The organism is Kitasatospora sp. NPDC018058, assembly GCF_044327205.1.
Classification (GTDB): Bacteria; Actinomycetota; Actinomycetes; order Streptomycetales; family Streptomycetaceae; genus Kitasatospora.
Window position 1 is genome coordinate 80,089 of the sequence record NZ_JBIRFA010000018.1, and the last position, 17,811, is coordinate 97,899.

At 74.7% G+C, this 17,811-nt stretch carries 18 protein-coding genes; 5 read left to right on the forward strand and 13 right to left on the reverse strand.

Annotated elements, in window-relative coordinates; all coding sequences use genetic code 11:
* The first annotated feature begins 71 nt into the window (after positions 1–71).
* The 3 genes from ACH4E7_RS25335 (at position 72) to ACH4E7_RS25345 (ending at position 998) form a co-directional block, all read left to right on the forward strand.
* Positions 72–473, forward strand: coding sequence for an NTP pyrophosphohydrolase (locus ACH4E7_RS25335; RefSeq protein ID WP_396251326.1), 402 nt, complete (start codon positions 72–74; stop codon positions 471–473).
* Positions 474–729: 256 nt separating this feature from the next.
* The gene (locus ACH4E7_RS25340; RefSeq protein WP_396251327.1) at positions 730–876 is read left to right on the forward strand and encodes a hypothetical protein; all 147 of its coding nucleotides are present in this window, start codon (positions 730–732) and stop codon (positions 874–876) included.
* Positions 876–998, forward strand: a complete 123-nt coding sequence (locus tag ACH4E7_RS25345) for a hypothetical protein (RefSeq protein WP_396251328.1) — start codon at positions 876–878, stop codon at positions 996–998. Before ACH4E7_RS25340 ends, ACH4E7_RS25345 begins: the two co-directional genes overlap by 1 nt.
* A 192-nt stretch (positions 999–1,190) precedes the next feature.
* On the opposite strand, the gene ACH4E7_RS25350 is transcribed toward ACH4E7_RS25345, so the two are convergent.
* On the reverse strand, positions 1,191–2,054 hold the full coding sequence (locus tag ACH4E7_RS25350) for a universal stress protein (protein ID WP_396251329.1): 864 nt from the start codon (positions 2,052–2,054) through the stop codon (positions 1,191–1,193).
* A 322-nt stretch (positions 2,055–2,376) separates the two neighbouring features.
* Here ACH4E7_RS25350 and ACH4E7_RS25355 point away from each other — a divergent pair, with 322 nt between their 5' ends.
* Complete coding sequence (locus ACH4E7_RS25355; RefSeq protein ID WP_396251424.1) at positions 2,377–4,080, forward strand: GAF domain-containing protein; 1,704 nt, start codon at positions 2,377–2,379, stop codon at positions 4,078–4,080.
* 128 nt (positions 4,081–4,208) lie between these two features.
* Here the strand turns inward: ACH4E7_RS25355 and ACH4E7_RS25360 are convergent, their stop codons facing one another.
* The 9 genes from ACH4E7_RS25360 to ACH4E7_RS25400 form a co-directional block, all read right to left on the reverse strand.
* Entirely contained in the window at positions 4,209–4,925 is a 717-nt protein-coding gene (locus ACH4E7_RS25360; protein ID WP_396251330.1) for a response regulator, read from the reverse strand.
* A gap of 233 nt (positions 4,926–5,158) precedes the next feature.
* On the reverse strand, positions 5,159–5,692 hold the full coding sequence (locus tag ACH4E7_RS25365) for a hypothetical protein (protein WP_396251331.1): 534 nt from the start codon (positions 5,690–5,692) through the stop codon (positions 5,159–5,161).
* Between the two features lie 148 nt (positions 5,693–5,840).
* Positions 5,841–7,598: a cytochrome c oxidase subunit I gene (gene ctaD, locus ACH4E7_RS25370; RefSeq protein ID WP_396251425.1), complete on the reverse strand. Its 1,758-nt coding sequence runs from the start codon at positions 7,596–7,598 to the stop codon at positions 5,841–5,843.
* A 257-nt stretch (positions 7,599–7,855) separates the two neighbouring features.
* The gene (locus ACH4E7_RS25375; protein ID WP_396251332.1) at positions 7,856–8,728 is read right to left on the reverse strand and encodes a virginiamycin B lyase; all 873 of its coding nucleotides are present in this window, start codon (positions 8,726–8,728) and stop codon (positions 7,856–7,858) included.
* A 75-nt stretch (positions 8,729–8,803) separates the two neighbouring features.
* Positions 8,804–9,886 (reverse strand): AI-2E family transporter, encoded by a 1,083-nt coding sequence (locus ACH4E7_RS25380; RefSeq protein ID WP_396251333.1) that lies wholly within the window; start codon positions 9,884–9,886, stop codon positions 8,804–8,806.
* A gap of 80 nt (positions 9,887–9,966) precedes the next feature.
* On the reverse strand, positions 9,967–11,055 hold the full coding sequence (locus tag ACH4E7_RS25385) for a winged helix DNA-binding domain-containing protein (RefSeq protein WP_396251334.1): 1,089 nt from the start codon (positions 11,053–11,055) through the stop codon (positions 9,967–9,969).
* Positions 11,052–11,834: a glycerophosphodiester phosphodiesterase gene (locus tag ACH4E7_RS25390; protein WP_396251335.1), complete on the reverse strand. Its 783-nt coding sequence runs from the start codon at positions 11,832–11,834 to the stop codon at positions 11,052–11,054. The genes ACH4E7_RS25385 and ACH4E7_RS25390 overlap by 4 nt, the downstream gene beginning before the upstream one ends.
* A 56-nt stretch (positions 11,835–11,890) precedes the next feature.
* Positions 11,891–12,307 carry a molybdopterin-binding protein gene (locus ACH4E7_RS25395; protein ID WP_396251336.1) on the reverse strand — a complete coding sequence of 139 codons (417 nt, stop codon included), beginning with the start codon at positions 12,305–12,307 and terminating at the stop codon, positions 11,891–11,893.
* Between the two features lie 85 nt (positions 12,308–12,392).
* Positions 12,393–13,577, reverse strand: a complete 1,185-nt coding sequence (locus ACH4E7_RS25400) for an ROK family transcriptional regulator (RefSeq protein WP_396251337.1) — start codon at positions 13,575–13,577, stop codon at positions 12,393–12,395.
* A gap of 164 nt (positions 13,578–13,741) precedes the next feature.
* Here ACH4E7_RS25400 and ACH4E7_RS25405 point away from each other — a divergent pair, with 164 nt between their 5' ends.
* The gene (locus tag ACH4E7_RS25405) at positions 13,742–14,962 is read left to right on the forward strand and encodes an MFS transporter (RefSeq protein ID WP_396251338.1); all 1,221 of its coding nucleotides are present in this window, start codon (positions 13,742–13,744) and stop codon (positions 14,960–14,962) included.
* A gap of 6 nt (positions 14,963–14,968) precedes the next feature.
* On the opposite strand, the gene ACH4E7_RS25410 is transcribed toward ACH4E7_RS25405, so the two are convergent.
* The 3 genes from ACH4E7_RS25410 to ACH4E7_RS25420 form a co-directional block, all read right to left on the reverse strand.
* On the reverse strand, positions 14,969–15,775 hold the full coding sequence (locus ACH4E7_RS25410) for a TIGR04222 domain-containing membrane protein (protein ID WP_396251339.1): 807 nt from the start codon (positions 15,773–15,775) through the stop codon (positions 14,969–14,971).
* Positions 15,776–15,867: 92 nt separating this feature from the next.
* Positions 15,868–16,515, reverse strand: a complete 648-nt coding sequence (locus tag ACH4E7_RS25415) for a response regulator (RefSeq protein WP_396251340.1) — start codon at positions 16,513–16,515, stop codon at positions 15,868–15,870.
* Complete coding sequence (locus tag ACH4E7_RS25420) at positions 16,500–17,759, reverse strand: sensor histidine kinase (protein WP_396251341.1); 1,260 nt, start codon at positions 17,757–17,759, stop codon at positions 16,500–16,502. Before ACH4E7_RS25420 ends, ACH4E7_RS25415 begins: the two co-directional genes overlap by 16 nt.
* Between the last annotated feature and the right edge of the window lie 52 nt (positions 17,760–17,811).

Sequence of the window (17,811 nt, forward strand, 5' to 3'; positions counted from 1 at the left end):
TCCGCGCCGAAGCGCTCCTCGCACCGGGACGGACGTTCAGCGACCAGCCCGCACTGGCAAGCTTGGCGGTCATGGAAGAGAACGAGGTCGAGCCCGCACCGCTGCTGGTGGTGGACAGCGCGAACGTGGTCGGGTCGGTGCCCGACGGCTGGTGGCGTGACCGGCGCGGCGCCGCCGAGCGGCTGCGGGACTCGCTGGTCCCGCTCGCCGCCCGGGGGCTGCCGGATCTGCCCGGCCCGGTGGAGGTGGTCCTCGTGGTGGAGGGCGCCGCACGGGGCGTGGCCGCCCTGCCCGAGGTGCGGGTGGTCGCGGCGGGCGGCAGTGGCGACGACCGCATCGTCGAGCTGGTCCGCGAGGCCCGCGCCGAACACCCGGAGCGGGCCTGCCTGGTCGTCACCGCCGATCGTGAACTCCGCACCCGCGTGGCCGCGTTGGGCGCCTCGACCACAGGCCCACGCAGCGTACGGCCCTGACCGGGCCCGGGGTCGGTGGTCCTGCGAGGCGGCCCGTACGACGCCGGACAATGCCGCATGCGGGTGACGCATGCCACGCTGAGGATCTTCGCCCCCCCGACAACACCCGTCCGAGACCACCGCGGACCGGCGCAGTACGGCACGGCCCGTCAACCGACCCGGCCCACGCCCCACCGCCGAACCGCGTCGGCGAACCGAATCCGGCGATTTCAGAGCGTGCGGGAACCGACCACTCCGGTCGTCCGACTGCCGTGGGGTGAGTACGAAGTCGCCGGGTGTCCGGCCGTTGAGTGTGCTGGTGGGGTTCGTCCTGCTGCTGGTGGTGGTGGTGTTCGTGGTGGCGTATGCGGTGGGGCGGCAGGCGGGGCCGGTGGCGCCGGGGCCCCCGAGGACGCCGACCTGATGATCGCGGCCCCGCCCCCGCTCAAGCCCGGCCAGTGGGTGGGCTTCACCCTCACCTTCCGCCACAGCCCGTCCCTGCGGCTGGTCGCCCGGGTCCTGCCGCCGGGTGCGCGGCCGCGCTGAGGCCCGGGCGCCGGGTCGGGTGAACCCCGGCGGCGCCGGGCCGCGTTGGACCTGATGGTGGGCGGCTCGTGTGTGGGGCGCGGCCGCGCACCACCTTCACGACCTTCACGCGGGCGGGCCGCCGACCGCCCGGTCGAGCGTGTCCCCGACCCGCCGCCGGGGTGTGGCCGCGCCGGGCGGTCCGCAGGTCGGTCAGCCGTGCGGGACGACCGCGACCGGCGCTTCGGCGTGGTGCAGTGCCGCGTGGGCGACCCGGCCGAGCCGGGGGCCGAACTCGATCGGGCGGCGGCGCCGGCCGACCACGACCAGCGCAGCCCCGGCGGAGGTCTCCACCAGGCCGCGGGCGGCGCCGAGCCGGACGTCCTCGACCACCTCGACCTCGGGGTGCTGCTCGCGCTGCCCGGCCAGGGCGAGCGACAGCAGCTTGGCCTCCAGCGCCTCCAGCTGGGCGATCTCCCCCGCCGGTACGGCGCCGCCCGCGTAACCGAACAGCGGCGGCAGGTCCCAGCCGTGCACCGCCCGGACCCGGGCGCCGCGCAGGGCGGCCTCGCGGAAGGCGAAGGCGAGCACCTCCTCCTCGGGGCTGTGCGCGTCGACGCCGACCACCACCTCGCCCGAACCGGTCCCGGTCCGGCCCTCGCGGGACTCCCGCACCACGACGACGGGCGTGCCGCTGCGCCCGGCCACCGCCATGCTCACCGAGCCGAGCAGCAGCCCGGTGAAGCCGCCGAGCCCGCGCGAGCCGAGCACCAGCAGGTCGACGTCGGCGGCCGCGGCCACCAGCCCGTCCACGGGCGCGTCCAGGACGGCGTCGGTGTGCACGGCCAGGCCCGGGTGGCGGCCGCGGATCTCCTCGGCGGCGGCGGCCAGAGTGCGTTGCGCGGCCTCCGGGAGGTCGTCCGGTTCGGCGAAGGAGGACACGCCGTCGGTCAGCCACGGCCAGGCGTGCACCAGTCGCAGCGAAGCCCCGCACCGTACCGCCTCCTCGGCGGCCCAGTGGGCGGCGGCGGTGCTGGCGGGCGAGCCGTCGACCCCGGCCGCAACGGTTGATGTCATGAGAGTTCCTCCATGTCTCGGTGCCGGAAGCGGTGCGCACTGACGCCCCGTCCGCTCCTGTTCCCACCCTGACGTCCGGGTACGGCCCCCACCAGAGGCCGCAAGCCCCCTCCCGCGGGACGAAAGACCCGCCGGCCGAAGATTACGGACGACCCCGGTCTCCACCCCGTCGACACCCGGGCACTACCGTGTAAACACGGCATTCCCGCTGGTCGGACGGCGCCGAAGCCGCCCGGGCCCGCAGCGGTGGACGCTCAGGGCGAGGACGAGGAGGACAGCGGTGGGCGGAGCGGACGGCAGTGCGGCGGGCGGCGGCGCGCGGATGCCCCGGCTGCGCCTGGACGAGCTGCTGGAGGAGCTCCAGTGGCGCATCGACGCGGCGCGCGGGACGCAGAACCGGGTGCACAGCCTGCTGGAGGCGGTGCTCGCGGTCGGCCGTGAGCTGGACCTCTCCCAGGCGCTGCACCGGATCGTGGAGGCCGCCGCGGACCTGGTGGACGCCCGGTACGGCGCGTTGGGGGTGATCGGGCCGGACGGGCACTCGCTGTCGCAGTTCCTGACGGTGGGTCTGTCCGACGAGGAGATCGCCGAGATCAGCCCGCCGCCCTCCGGCCGGGGCATCCTCGGCGAGCTGATCCGCCATCCGCAGCCGCTGCGTTGCCCGGTGCTGTCCGACCACCCGGCCTCGGTCGGCTTCCCGGCGAACCACCCGCCGATGCACACCTTCCTGGGGGTGCCGGTGCGGGTGCACGGCGAGGTGTTCGGCAACCTGTACCTGACCGACAAGCGCGGTGGGCTGGACTTCGACGAGGACGACGAGGCGGTGATCGCCACCCTGGCGGTCGCGGCCGGGGTGGCGATCGACAACGCCCGGCTGTACGAGGAGGCGCAGCTGCGCCAGCGCTGGCTGCGGGCCAGCACCGAGATCACCCGCAGCCTGCTGTCGGGCGCGCCGCGGCTGGAGGTGGTCGAGCTGATCGCCCGCCGGGCCCGGGAGATCTCCGGCGCCGAACTGGCGGACGTCTCGGTGGCGCTGGCCGGTCCGGAGGAGCGAGCCGAGGAGCTGACGGTCGAGGTCGCGCTCGGTGGCGCGCCCGCCGCCCGGCTGGGCGTGACGGTGCCGGTGGACGGCACCCTGTCCGGCGCCGCGTACGCCTCCGGTTCGCCGGTGACCAGCGACGAACTGGCCTGCGACGCCCGTTTCCCGGCCGGTCCGGCGGGCCGCTTCGACGGGCTGGGCCCGGCCGTCGCGGTGCCGCTGGGCACCGGCGCCGGGTACGGGCGCGGCGTGCTGCTGCTGGCCCGGGCGCAGGGGCGGCCGGCCTTCGGGCCGGAGGAGACCGGCCCGCTGCTGGGCTTCGCCGACCAGGCGGCACTCGCCCTGGAGCTGGCCGAACGGCGGCGCGACGCCGAGCAGTTGAACCTGCTGGAGGACCACGACCGGATCGCCCGGGACCTGCACGACCTGGCCATCCAGCGGCTGTTCGCCACCGGGATGACCCTGCAGAGCGCGGGCCGGTTGATCGAGTCCCCGGCCGCCGCCGACCGGGTGGCCCGCGCGGTGGCGGACCTGGACGAGACCATCAAGATCATCCGCTCGACCATCTTCGGCCTGCGCGCCCACAGCGAACCCGACCGCGGCCTGCGCGCCCGCGCGACCCGGGTGGTCACCGACGCGCAGGGGCCGCTCGGCTTCGCGCCCCGGCTGAGCATGGAGGGCCTGCTCGACACCGACGTGCCGCAGGAGCTGGCCGAGCATGTGGTGGCCGTCCTCGCCGAGGCACTCAGCAACGCCGCCCGGCACGCCCGCGCCACCCGGGTCGAGGTGACCCTGCGCGCCCTGGCCGGGCAGGTGGTGCTCACGGTGGCCGACGACGGGGTGGGCGTGCCCGAGGGCGGCCGGCGCAGCGGGCTGCGCAACCTCGCCGAGCGTGCCGAGCGGGTCGGCGGGGCCTTCACCCTCGGCCCGGCGGACGGCGAGGGCGGCGGCACCCGGCTGGTGTGGGAGGCACCGCTCGGGTCCTGAGGGGCCGACCGGGGCATCGGGGTGGTCCCGTCGCCATCGCTCTTCATGCCTGCGATGCTCGCCCGGGCGGGGCGGGGTCGCGAGGGCCGATGGTCCCGCCGACGGGCCCGGGGCGGGCGGGCGGGCCGTCAGCCCCGGCCGATCCGCAGCGTGGACGGCTGCGCGGCGGCGGACTGCCGCAGCTCGGTGGCGATCAGCGCCGCCTGCACCCGGCGCTCCACGCCGAGCTTGGCGAGCAGCCGGGAGACGTGGTTCTTCACCGTCTTCTCGGCCAGGTAGAGCCGCTCGCCGATCTGCCGGTTGGTCAGGCCCTCGCCGATCAGCGCCAGCACCTCCTGCTCGCGCGCGGTCAGCCCCGGTCCGGCGGTGACCGGCTGGGCGGGCTCGGCGTCACTGCGCAGCCGGTTCAGCAGCCGCGTCGCCGCACCGGGGTCGAGCATCGACCGGCCGGAGGCGACGGTACGGACGGCGGCGACCAGGTCGGTGCCGCTGATCTGCTTCAGCACATAGCCGGCGGCGCCCGCCATCACGGCGTCGAGCAGCGCCTCCTCGTCGTCGAAGGAGGTCAGCATCAGACAGGCCAGGTCGGGCATCCGCGAGCGCAGCTCACGGCAGACCGACACGCCGTCCCCGTCGCCCAGTCGGACGTCCAGCACCGCCACATCGGGCCGCAGCGCCGGCACCCGTACCAGCGCCTGTTCGGCCGTCGCGGCCTCCCCGACCACCTCCAGGTCCGGCTCGCCGTCCAGCAGGTCGTGCACCCCACGGCGCACCACCTCGTGGTCGTCCAGCAGGAACACCCGAACCGGCGCCGAACCCTCGACACCCTCCACCTTGGTCGCCATCACGCGGCTCCACCTTCATCAACCCCCGCACACTCCCAGCGGGGCCCAGGGCATCATCCCCCGCCCGCAGGCACGGGCCCAGGGCCCAACGGCCCCAATCGGGGCGGGACGGAGGACCCGGTGGACGGCGGCGGGAGCTCTCAGTGCTCCCGCCGCCATCCTGGTACGCCTCGACCCGGTACGCGCCACCCTCCGCGACGCGTTGCGCGCCGCGGAGCAGGCACGAAGCCCCCTCAGCGGCCCTGCCGCCGGACGTTCCCCAGCCCCACCAGCAGGAACGCGAGCGCCACCCCCGCGCCGCTGACCGCCGCGAGCGCCACCCTGGGCACCACCGCGCCCCCACCGGACAGCAGGATCGCCACCGCCCCCAGCGAGGCGACCGCCGCCCCGACCACCAGCCAGCCGGCCAGCGCCACCGCGACCGGGCGGCCCGTGCGCGGGGCCGGGCCGACGTCCAGGGCGGCCCAGCGGGCGGCGGTCTCCCGCTGCTCGCCGCGCCGGTCCCACCGGGCCCGCATCCGCAGGGCCGTGCCGCCGACCAGCCCGGTGAGGGCGGCCTGGGCGGCGGGCCGCCAGTCGGACAGGGCGAGCAGCAGCCCGCCCGCGAGCGCCAGCCCCGCCCACCACATCACGCAGGCAGCGGCGGCCGTACGGGTGGAGCGGGGCCGGTCGGCGCCGGCCTGGAGGTCGGCGATGGCGGGCAGGTACCAGACGCAGCCGCTGGCCGTGAGGGCGGCTGTGCCGATGGCGAGGACGGTGTGGGTCACGGGCCGGCCTTCCTAATCGCACGGGGATCGCGCGGAGACCGCGGAGATCGCGGAGATCACGCGAATTTCACGGAGGGGGGACACGGAGCCGTCCCCGCCCGCCCGGGGGCAGCGACGCGGGCGGGGACGGCGTTCAGGGGGTACGGCGTCAGCCGTCAGTGGAGGACGAAGGAGAGGAGGAGGACGACACCCGCCCCCGCTCCGCCCGCGGCAGCGGCCGGTCGTACTTCACCGGTTCCACGTCGCCCAGGTGCTTGGCCGGCTTCCCGGTGTGCACCAGCACGTCCCGGGCCGCGATGTCCGGGTGGTGCAGGTCGAAGGCCGGGGATTCGGAGCGGATCCGCGGCAGCTTGACGAAGTTGTGCCGGGGCGGCGGGCAGGAGGTCGCCCACTCCAGCGAGCGGCCCCAGCCCCACGGGTCGTCCACGGTGACCTTCTCGCCGTACTTGGCGGTCTTCCAGACGTTGTAGACGAACGGCAGGATCGACAGCCCGAGCAGGAAGGACCCGATGGTGGAGACGGTGTTCAGGGTGGTGAAGCCGTCCGAGGCCAGGTAGTCGGCGTACCGGCGCGGCATGCCCTCGGCGCCCAGCCAGTGCTGCACCAGGAAGGTCGCGTGGAAGCCGACGGTGAGCGTCCAGAAGGTGATCTTGCCGAGGCGCTCGTCCAGCATCTTGCCGGTCATCTTGGGCCACCAGAAGTGGAACCCGGCGAACATCGCGTACACCACCGTGCCGAACAGCGTGTAGTGGAAGTGCGCGACGACGAAGTACGAGTCGGAGACGTGGAAGTCGATCGGCGGCGCCGCGAGCAGCACGCCCGTCAGACCGCCGAAGAGGAAGGTGACCAGGAAGCCGACCGTCCATAGCATCGGCGTCTCGAAGCTCAGCGAGCCCTTCCACATCGTGCCGACCCAGTTGAAGAACTTCACCCCGGTCGGGACCGCGATCAGGAAGGTCATGAACGAGAAGAACGGCAGCAGCACCTGCCCGGTGACGTACATGTGGTGTGCCCACACCGTCACCGACAGGCCCGCGATGGCCACCGTCGCGGCGATCAGGCCCGCGTAGCCGAACATCGGCTTACGGCTGAACACCGGGATGACCTCGGAGACGATCCCGAAGAACGGCAGCGCCAGGATGTACACCTCTGGATGCCCGAAGAACCAGAACAGGTGCTGCCACAGCATCGCCCCGCCGTTGGCCGGGTCGAAGACGTGGGCCCCGAACTTGCGGTCCGCCTCGAGCGCGAACAGCGCGGCCGCGAGCACCGGGAAGACCAGCAGCACCAGCACCGAGGTGAGCAGCACGTTCCAGCAGAAGATGGACATCCGGAACATGGTCAGCCCGGGGGCGCGCATACAGATGATGGTGGTGATGAAGTTGACCGCGCCGAAGATGCTGCCGAAGCCGGACAGGGCCACGCCCATGATCCACATGTCGGAGCCGACGCCCGGCGAGTGGACGGCGTCGGACAGCGGCGCGTAGAGGAACCAGCCGAAGTCGGCGGCACCCTGCGGGGTGAGGAAGCCGGCGGCGGCGATCAGCGAGCCGCCCATGAACAGCCAGTAGGCCAGGGCGTTCAACCGGGGGAAGGCCACGTCCGGGGCGCCGATCTGCAGCGGCATGATCCAGTTCGCGAAGCCGGTGAACAGCGGCATCGCGAACAGCAGCAGCATGATCGAGCCGTGCATGGTGAAGGCCTGGTTGTACTGCTCGTTCGACAGGATCTGGGTGCCGGGACGAGCCAGTTCGGCGCGCATGACCAGGGCCAGGATGCCGCCGATCAGGAAGAACGCGAACGAGGACACCAGGTACATGGTGCCGATCGTCTTGTGGTCGGTGGTGGTCAGCAGATCGACCAGGGCCGAGCCGGGTCGGCGGGACCGAACCTCCCCTTCCGGTATGGGCGTTGGCGGGGTTATGGGGTCGCCCTGTGCCTGGGTGGCGCTCAAGGACGCACTCCTTCGGAACGTCGTGCGAATGATGGCGATCCATGATCCGAACGCACCGCCTCCGCGCCCCAGGGCCCTTGGGCCCGCCCGGCCGGGGCCGCTGGGCCCGAGTTCCCGGGCCCCGCCAGGGACCTCCCGACCGGGACCTCCCGATCGGGAGCCGCCTCCTCCCGCCTACGCCGGCGCGCCCGCCGGCCGGGCGCGGCCGCTCAGCCCGCCAACCGGGCGATCTGGCCGCGCTCCAGCGCCGCGTGCACCGCGCCGTCCGGGCCGACGGCGATCCCGTGCGGCTCGGCGCCGGGGCCCGGGATCGGGTACCCGTCCAGCCGCCCGTCCGGGGTCAGCACCCCGATCCGGCCGGCGCCCCACTCGGTGAACCAGAGCCGCCCGGCCCCGTCGGCGGCGATCGCGTGCGGCTTGGCGGCCCGGTCGGCCAGCGGGTACTCGGTCACCTGCCCGTCCACGGTGATCCGCCCGACCAGCCCGCCGCCGATCCCCACGTACCAGAGCGCCCCGTCCGCCCCGGCGGCGATCCCCACCGGCGCGGTGCCCCCGGTGGGCAGGTGATGGACGGTCACCTCGCCCTCGACGCCCACCCGGGCGACGGCGTCCGCCCGGTTCAGCGTGCACCACAGCGCCCCGTCCGCCCCGGCGGCGATCAACGACGGGAACGCCCCGGACAGCGGCAGCGGAAACTCCGTCACCTCCCCGTCCACGGTGATCCGCCCCACCCGGTCGACGTTCAGCTCGGTGAACCACAGCGCCCCGTCGGGCCCGGCGGCGATCCCGTACGGTCCGGCGTTCGCCGTCGGCACCGCGAACGAGCTCACGCCCCTCTCCACGGTGACCCGCCCGATGCGGTTGTCCCGCATCCGGGTGAACCACAACGCCCCATCGGGCCCCACGGTGATCACCGAAGGCCCACACCCCGGCGCCCCCAGCCCGAACCGCTCGACCGAGCCGTCCGCCGACAGCCGCCCGACCTCCCCGGCATGCACCAGCGTGAACCACACACCCCCGTCCGGCCCCACGGCCACCCCGTACGGCCCGGCGCCCGCCTCGGCCACCTCGAACAGTTCCATCCACACCCCCGAGCATTATTGCGACTGGTGTCGCATTAGCGATGCTCGCACGTCCGCCCCCCAAGAGCAACCCGCCTATTCGCGGCCGGACGCCAGCCCCCGAAGCACCGAGATCACTCCGCTGCCCGCCGCGCAGACCGGGACGGCGAGGAGGGCGCCGATGATGCCCGCGATACCGGAGCCGGCCACCACGGCGACCATGATCGTGGCCGGGTGGAGCTCCACCGTGCGGCTCTGGATGACGGGTTGCAGGATGTTGCCCTCGATCATCTGGACCGTCAGCACCACGCCGAGCGCCCACAGCGCCGTTCCCAGGCCACCGTCGGCGAGGGCGACCAGCACCGCCACCGTGCCGGAGAGGAACGCGCCGACGAAGGGGATGTAGGCGCCCATGAAGACCAGCGCGCCGAGGCCGGGTGCGCCGGGGACACCCAGCGCGGCGAGACCGATGGTGATGAAGCTGGCGTCGATCAGGGCGATCAGGGTGGTGCCGCGCATGAAGCCGGCCATCGCCTGGAAGGCGCGGTCGGCGCAGGCGACCACGGTTTCGGCGCTGCGGCCGGGCAGGTAGGAGCGGATGGCGTCGCCGGTGCGGTGGCCGTCGCGGAGGAAGAAGAAGACCAGGGCCAGGGCCAGCACCCCGCCGGCGATCAGCTGGGTGAGCAGGCCGAGGCCCGAGAGGACCCCGCTGGTGAGCGTCGAGACCAACGAGTTGGTCTCGCCCTTGGCGTTGGCCAGGGCGTGCTGGATCTTCCCCCCGAACGGGCCCAGCCAGGCGGCCAGCCGCCTGCCGGCCGTCGGGAGCGAGGCGGCGATCTGCGGGGCGCTGTGCACCAGGGAGTTGACCAGCAGGACGATCACCCCGGCGACCGCCACGACCAGCACGACGCAGGTCAGCCCGGCCGCCAGGCTGCGGCCCACGCCCCGGCGGACCAGCCAGGGCACCACCGGCTGGAGCAGCGAGGCCCCGAGCAGCGCCAGGATGAACGGCACGGTCGCCGCCCGCAGCTCGACCAGCGCGAAGACCACCAGGGAGCCGACGGTGATCAGCAGGATCACCGCCACCGACCAGGCCGCCGCCCGCCGCACGGCCGGCGGCAGCATCAGGTACGGCCTGCGGTGGTCGGGCCGCCCTCCGGGCGGACGCTCCACGGACACGGCAGCCTCCGCCGGGGATCGTCGTTGAGTCCGAACCGCCCCATCTCAACAGAGAATCTGACGATCTGCCCGTTGTGCGGCTAAGCGACCTCCTCGATCCGCACCGCCCCGCCGCCCTCGCCCGCGAAGGCCAGCACCCGCCGCGCCTCGGCCTCCGCCGCCTCCCGGTCGGCCCGCGCCAGCGGCACGAACGGCTGGACCGTGACCTCCCGCTCCCCCGTCAGCCGCCACGTCCCGGCGACCAGCCCGTCCACCAGCAGGGTGCCGAGCACGATCCCGTTCTGGCTCATGACCCGCCCCTTGTACTCCTCCGGCAGCACCCGGCTGCGGTCGGCGTGCGAGAGCAACAGGTTGTCGAAGGGCGCGACCAGCCGCACCGGCGCCGGGACGTCCGACCCCGGCCGGGGCGCCTCCGGAAGGTCGTACAGCGGCCGGCCCCGCTCGTCCCGGAAGGTCAGCAGCCGCGGCGCGAGCCGACGCAGCACCGGGCCGAGCCCGGTGCGGCCGCACCACTTCTTCAGGTCGGCCGCGCCGGCCGGGCCGAAGGCCGCGAGGTAGCGCAGCACCAGGTCGTCCGGCGAGGGCGAGGGGTCCATCGGGCGGCCGAGCCAGGCCTCGGCGGTGGTGTGCGCGGCCGGGCCGCTGCGCCCCCACAGACCGCGCGGCGGCACCTGGACCAGCGGCAGCAGACACCGGGCCGCCTGGGCGAGCGCGGCCGGGTCCCGGTCGGGACGGCCTGCGGCCAGCAGCGCACCGAGCTGCTGGAAGGTGCGCGCTTCCTCCTCCACCAGGGCCCGGGCCTCGGCGGCCAGCGCGGTCAGGTCCAGCCCGGCGAGCCGCTTGCCGAAGGTGGTGCGCAGCGCCTGGTCCAGGACGGGCTGGAGGAGCGGGCGCAGGGTACGGCAGTCCTCGGCGGTGACCAGGTGGATGGTGCCGCGCTGGAGGGCGATGCGCACCACCGCGCGCTGCTCGATGAGCGTGGTGAGCTGCTCCGGGGTGAAGCCGTCCAGCCGGGCGAGCAGCCCGAGGTAGGGCGGCTGGGGTACGGCCTGGGCCTGGAGTCCGCCGAGGTGGTGGACCAGCGCGGCGGGTTCCAGGTCGGTCCGGGCGAGGAGGTGCTGACGGGCCAGCAGGGCCCGGCCGAGCGCCCGGGTGCTGAGCACCGTCACCGGCGGCCGTCCAGCACCGAGCGCAGCAGGGAGATCCGGTTGGTGGTGATGGAGGCGACCCCGGTGTCGCGCAGCCGGCGCATGGTGCGGCGCAGGTCGGCCGTCCAGGTGGAGACGGCGAGTCCGGAGTCGGCCGCGGCGTCCACGAACTCGGGGGTGACCAGGCCGAACGGCGGGTTGAGGAAGGTCGGGCGCAGGTCCTTGAGCAGGGCGGGCGCGGGCATCCGGGGCTGCTTCCAGGTGAGCGCGATCGAGGCGTCCGGGGCAAGCTCGCGTACGGCCAGCATGGCGGCGATGGGGCCACAGAAGGAGACCTGCCGCTCCGCGCCGAGCCCGGTGACGACGGACCAGGTGGCGGCGGCCGGGCCGGGGTCGTCCAGGTCGATCAGCAGCCGGGGGCCGTTCGCGGCCGCGACGGCCTTGACCGCCTCGGCGAGGGTGGGGATCGCCAGGTCGCCCCGGCGCAACTCGTCCAGTTGCTCGACGGTGACCCGCTCGATGGAGCGCGGGTCGTCCCAGAGCCGCTCCAGGGTGCGGTCGTGCAGCAGCACGGGCACCTTGTCGCGGGTGAGCTGGACGTCCACCTCGACGGCGTCGGCCCCGGCGGCGAGTGCGGACTCGACGGAGGGCAGGGTGTTCTCGCGGTACCGGTACGGGTCGCCGCGGTGGGCGACGGCGAGCACCGGGCGGCGGTCGGCGGGGGCGGAGGCGGGGCGGGCGACCACCGCCTCGCTCGCCGGCACGGTGGCCTGGGTGGTCGGCAGGTGCGAAGGGGGCATCCGGGCCTCTCGGTCGGAACTCGTCGTCGGTGGGGCTGGGGATCGGTAGGTCGGGGCTAGCGCCGTTCGATCATGACATTGGTCGACTTGATGACCGCCGTGGCCGGTGCGCCGGGGACGAGGTTCAGTTCCTCCGCCGACTCCCGGCTGATCAGCGACACCACCCGGAACGGCCCGGCCTGCACCTCCACCTGGGCGGCCACATCGCCGAGCACCACGTCGGTGATGATCCCGGGGAAGCGGTTGCGGGCCGAGGACGGCCGCCCCTCGGCCTCGGCGATCTCCGGCCGGGCCAGCTCGCGGGCGAAGGCGGCGAGGTCGGCGCCGGGGATGATCCGGTGCCCGTGCTCGTCCCGCACGGCGGCGACCTTCCCGGCGTCCACCCAGCGCCGCATGGTGTCCGCGCTGACGCCGAGCAGCGCCGCGGCCTCGCCGATGCGGTACGGGTTGACCGGCACCTCGGGCTGGCCCATGTGCGACTCCTGACGGTGGTTCGAGGTACGGAGGTACGCGCCCCCGCCGCCATCCTGCCGTACCGGGAACACCAACGGGAAACTCCTACGACTCGCCGAACAGGTCCCGTCTGACCGCGTCCCCCGCGGTGAGGACGGCCCCGGCGAGCACCGCGCCGCCGCCCGCCGTGCCGGCCAGCACCTCGGTGCGCAGCGGGGAGAACCCGGCGAGCCGCCGTTCGACCCGTCCGGCCAGCCCGGCACCGCCGGCCCGGCCGATCTCGCCTCCGAGCACCACGCAGCCGGGGTCGAGCACCACGCAGACGCTCGCCGCGCCGAGCGCGATCCGCTCGGCCAGCTCGTCCAGGAACGGTTCGCCCTCGGCCTCGGCGGCGAGCGCGGCGCGCACGGCGGCCTCGGCGGCGCCGGCGTCCCCGGCCGGGTCGGCGGGCAGCCCGTGGGCGCGGGCGAGTTCGCAGATCGCGGCGCTGCCGACCAGGCCGTGGAAGCCGCCCTCGCAGCTGTCGGCGCTGGGCAGGCCGACGGTGCCGGGGACGGGCAGGAAGCAGATCTCGCCGGTGCCGCCGGAGAAGCCGCGGCGCAGCCGCCCGTCCAGGATGACGGCGGCGCCGACGCTGTGGCCGAGCCACATCAGCACGAAGGTGTCGCGTTCCCGGGCGGCGCCGACCCGGTACTCGGCCCGGCCGGCCAGGTTGACCTCGTTCTCCAGGATCACCTCGACACCGGGCAACTCCCTTAGTGCGGCGAGGAGTTCGGCGTGCCAGCGGGGGAGCTTGCCGGTGCTGTGGAGGCGGCCGGTGGCGGGGTCGACCAGGCCGGGAGCGCCGACCGCGACGGTGTGCAGCCGCTCGACGCCGGCGCCGCGCGCGCTCTCCAGCAGGGTGGCGACGATCGCCCCGGCGGTGTCGGGCGTGCCGTCGCCCTCGACCGGGACCTCGGCGGTGGCGAGGGTGCGCCCGGCCAGGTCGGCGACGACCAGGCTGACGCCGCCGGAGCGGACGTCGAAGGCGGCGATGTGGGCGCGGGAGGCGACCAGCGCGTAGACCCGGGCGTTGGGGCCGCGCCGCTGCTCGCCGCGTTCGCCGACGACGGCGACCAGGCCGGTGCGCTGGAGGCGGTCGAGCAGGTCGGCGACGGTCGGCCGGGACAGGCCGGTGAGGTCGCGCAGCTCGGTCGCGGTCAGGGGGCCCTGTTCGAGCAGGAGGTTGAGCGCCAGCCGGTCGTTGATGGCCCGGGCGGTGCTCGGCGTGGCCGTACGCGCGGTGGTCATGGCAGCTCATCCTTCCAGAGTGTTTCTATCAGGGTCCCTTCCTGATAATTTATCGAACCATCCGCCGGACGGCCGCATCCGCCACGCGGACCGATCGGCCTGCACGTAGACCACCCACAGGGCACCGTCGCGCCCCACCACGCGCGACCGGGAGGGAATGCCGTATGACCGCCAGGACACTCGAACCACTCGCCGCCCCGCGCCGGGCCCGGACGAGCATCGCGCTGGTCTTCGCCGTGCACGGCGCCGTCGGCGGCACCTTCGCCACCCGCATCCCGTGGATCCAGCACCGGCTGGACCTCTCCCCCGGCCAGCTCGGCCTGGCCCTCGTCATGCCCGCCATCGGCTCCTCCCTCGCGATGCCGCTGGCCGGGCGCTTCGTCCACCGCTACGGCGGCCGGGCGGCGGTACGCGGGCTGATCTCGCTCTGGTGCCTGGCCCTGACCCTGCCCGCGCTCGCCCCCTCGCTGCCGACGCTGTGCGCGGTGCTGCTGGCGTACGGCGCCACGGCGGGCACGGCGGACGTCGCGATGAACGCGCAGGGCGTGGAGGTCGAGCAGCGGCTCGGGCGCTCGATCATGTCCGGGCTGCACGGGATGTGGAGCGCGGGCGGCCTGCTGGCCTCCGGCTTCGGCATCCTGGCCGCCCACCTCGACCTCGACGCCCGGCTCCAGCTGGCCGTCACCGCACTGGTCCTGCTCGCCCTCGCCCAGCCGGTCTGCCGGGGCCTGCCCGAGCTGCGGGCGCCCGAGGAGGCGGAGGCGCCGCCGCGCTTCGCGCTGCCGCCGCGCAGCTCGCTGGTGATCGGACTGGTCGGCTTCTGCGCGGTGTTCGGCGAGGGCGCCTCGATGGACTGGAGCGGCGTCTACCTGCGCGACATCACCGGCGCCTCCGCCACCGTCGCCGCCGCCTCGTACACCGCCTTCTCGCTCACCATGGCGGTCAGCCGGCTCGCCGGGGACGCGGTGATCCGCCGGCTCGGCGCCGTCCGCACCACCCGGCTGGGCGGGGCGATCGCCACCATCGGCGGGGTGCTGGTGGTGGCCGCCGACCACCCCGCGGTGGCCATCCCGGGCTTCGCGCTGATCGGCGTCGGCGTCGCGGTGATCGTCCCGCTCGCCTTCGCGGCCGCCGGCCGGATCGGCGGCAACCCCAGCCAGGCCATCGCGGGCGTCGCCACCGTCACCTACACCTCCGGCCTGATCGCCCCCGCCGTGATCGGCGCCCTCGCCCAGGCCACCTCGCTGACCGTCTCCTTCGGGCTGGTCACCCTGCTCGCCTTCGCCCTGCTGCTGAGCGCCGGGGCACTGCGCCGGGCCGAACCGGATGCCGCCGGGAACGTGGCCGCACGGTCACCGGAGAGCACTGCGGCCGAGGCCGCCTGAACCGGCTCAGATCCCGCCGAGGCCCCCGTCGCCCTTGTCCTCGGCCTGGCGCCTCCGCTCCGCCTCCCGGGCGTCCGACGCCTCCCAGGCGACCTTCCGCGGGTGCCGCTCCGGCAGACCGTGGAAGCCACGCAGGGCGACCTGGTCCGGGACGCCCTGCCGGCGGTCGTCGGTCCGGGCGAGGCGGAGCACCCGCTCGCCGTGCACGGTGCGGTGCCGGTAGCTGTTCTCGAACGTCCGGTTGCCGACCAGCGCCGCGGCTCCGAGCAGCAGGGCGAACACCCCCAGCGGGATCAGGACGTTCCAGTGCTCCCCCGCCGTCCAGATGACGCTGATCAGCCCGAGCAGCACGATCAGCGGGTAGACGCCGGTTCCCCAGCCCACCGCCCGGTTGAGCCGGCGGCGCAGTTCCTCGTCCCGGACCAGCCCCCGCGCCGCGAGCTCACGGTGGACCTCCTTCAGCGTCGGCTGCCTCTTCAACTCGGCCGTCACGGCGAGCAGATCGCCGCCCGGCCGGGCCTCGATCGCCGCCAGCAGCGCCGAGTGGAAGCCGCGCCCGCCGGAGCGGCCCTCGGCCGTCAGGTGACCGGACGAGCGGACGCCCACGGCCCCGCGCTCATACGCCTCGAACAGCAGCAGCTCCGTCAAGTTATCGGCCACCGCCGCCAGTTCGTACGACTCCAGTTCAGGGCCGGTCGGCTCGGCGATGCTCCGTTCGACCCGGCACAGCTCCTCCCGCGCGGACCGGCACCACCGGACCGTCCAGACCAGGTACGCCGCCGAGGCGAGGAAGGACCCCAGGAACGCCCACACGGTGCCACCCCCTCCGCGCCAGGTCACCCCAGTGTGGGGACACCCGCGCCGCACGGCAACACCCGCGCGGCGCGGGGCGGTTCAGGACCGGTTCACGGCTGGTTCAGGTACGTCAGCACCGCCCGCACCCGGCGGTTGGTGTCATCGTCGTCGGCGATGCCGAGCTTGCCGAACATCGAGGTGGTGTACTTGCTGATCGCGCTGTCGCTGAGGAACAGCCGGCGGGCGATGGCCTGGTTGGACAGACCCTCGGCCATCAGGCCCAGCACCTCGTACTCGCGCTCGCTGAGCTGGCTGAGCCCCCGCTCCGGCGGGCTCGCGGACAGCAGCTTCGCGATGACGGCCGGGTCCATCGCCGTCCCGCCGGCCGCGACCCGCTCCAGCGAGCCGATGAACTGGTCGGCGTCGAACACGCTCTCCTTCAGCAGGTAGCCGACCCCGCCGGAGCCATCCGCCAGCAACTCCCGCGCGTACAGCTGCTCCACGTGCTGGGAGAGGATCAGGACCGGCAGCCCGGGCAGCTCCTGGCGCGCGGCCAGCGCCGCCCGCAGGCCCTCGTCGGACTGGGTCGGCGGCATCCGGACGTCGACCACGGACGCGTCCGGACGGTGGGTCCGCAGCGCCGCCAGCGTCTCGGGCCCGGTGGAGGCGGTGGCCACCACCTCGTGCCCGCACGCCTCGATCAGATGGACCATCCCCTCGCGCAGCAGGTAGAGGTCTTCGGCTACAAGGATTCGCATGGCACCGTCATCCTGACGTGGGTCGGTCCGCCGGGCGGACTGGTGATCTCCAAAGAACCGTCGAAGGCGTCCAGGCGGCGGCGCAGGCCCGCGAGCCCGCCGCCGGGCCGTTCCCGGACGCCGCCCGAGCCGTCGTCCTCGACCTCGACGACGAGTCCGAGTTCGTCCTGACGGAAGGTCACGCCCGCACGGGTCGCCCGGCCGTGCTTGACGGCGTTGGTCAGCAGCTCGGCGACGCCGAAGTAGACGGCGGACTCGATCGGCGCGTCCACCCGCACCGGGGCCTCGGCCTCGACGGTCACTTTCAGGCGCAGGTCCAGGGCGAGCGCGCGCACCGCGTCCACCAGCCCGCGTTCGGTCAGCACCGGCGGGCTGATCCCCTGGATCAGCTCCCGCAGTTCGGCCAGCGAGGCCTTCGCCCCGGCCTGGGCGTCCCGCATCAGCGCCTTGGCCCGCTCCGGGTCGCGTTCCACCAGCCGCTGCGCGGTGGCCAGCGAGAGCCCGAGCGCCACCAGGCGGGCCTGCGCCCCGTCGTGCAGGTCCCGCTCGATCCGGCGGATCTCGGCGGCCTGGGCGACCGTCGCGTCCGCGCGCTGGGCGGTCAGCTCCTCCACCCGCTCCGCCAGCGCCATCGCCGAGGAGGGCCGCAGGAACCGGACGGCCACCGGGGTCACCACCCGCCAGGCGTACGGGGCGCCGCCGACGGCCAGCAGCACGCCGAGCGCCCCGACCAGCCGGGCCGCCGTCTCCGGCCGGCCGAGCCCGAGCACGGCCGCGGCCACCCCGGCCGGCGGCAGCGCGGCGACCGGGCCCGCGGTGAACGGCGCGATCGCGACGAACCGCAGGTCCCGCAGGTTGGCGGGGTCGCGCCAGCGGATCCGCCAGTGCTGGTCCATCACGGCGTCGCGGCGGGTCTTCTCGTAGGTGAAGCCGTTCCACCAGAACCCGGTGGACATCCGGATCACCGGCGGAGCCTGCCGGTATCCGGCGTCGAGAACGGTGCCGCCCCACCGCGCGACCAGGGCGCGCACCGCCCGGCACACCGGTCGGCACAGCGCGAGCGTGCCCGCGCACACCACCACCAGCGGCAGCAGCCAGGACCACGGGTTGGTCGGCCCCCAGTGGATCCCCAGCGCCACCGCGCCCGCCCACACGGCCGGCACCAGCAGGGCCGCGGCCGCGACGACGCACGCCCGCAAGAACCCCACCGCGACCCCCGCCGCCCACGCCCCCAGTTGCCTCATGGCCCTTCCTCGCCTTCCGTCGGTGCTCTCCACTCTGCACCGCGCGGAGCCC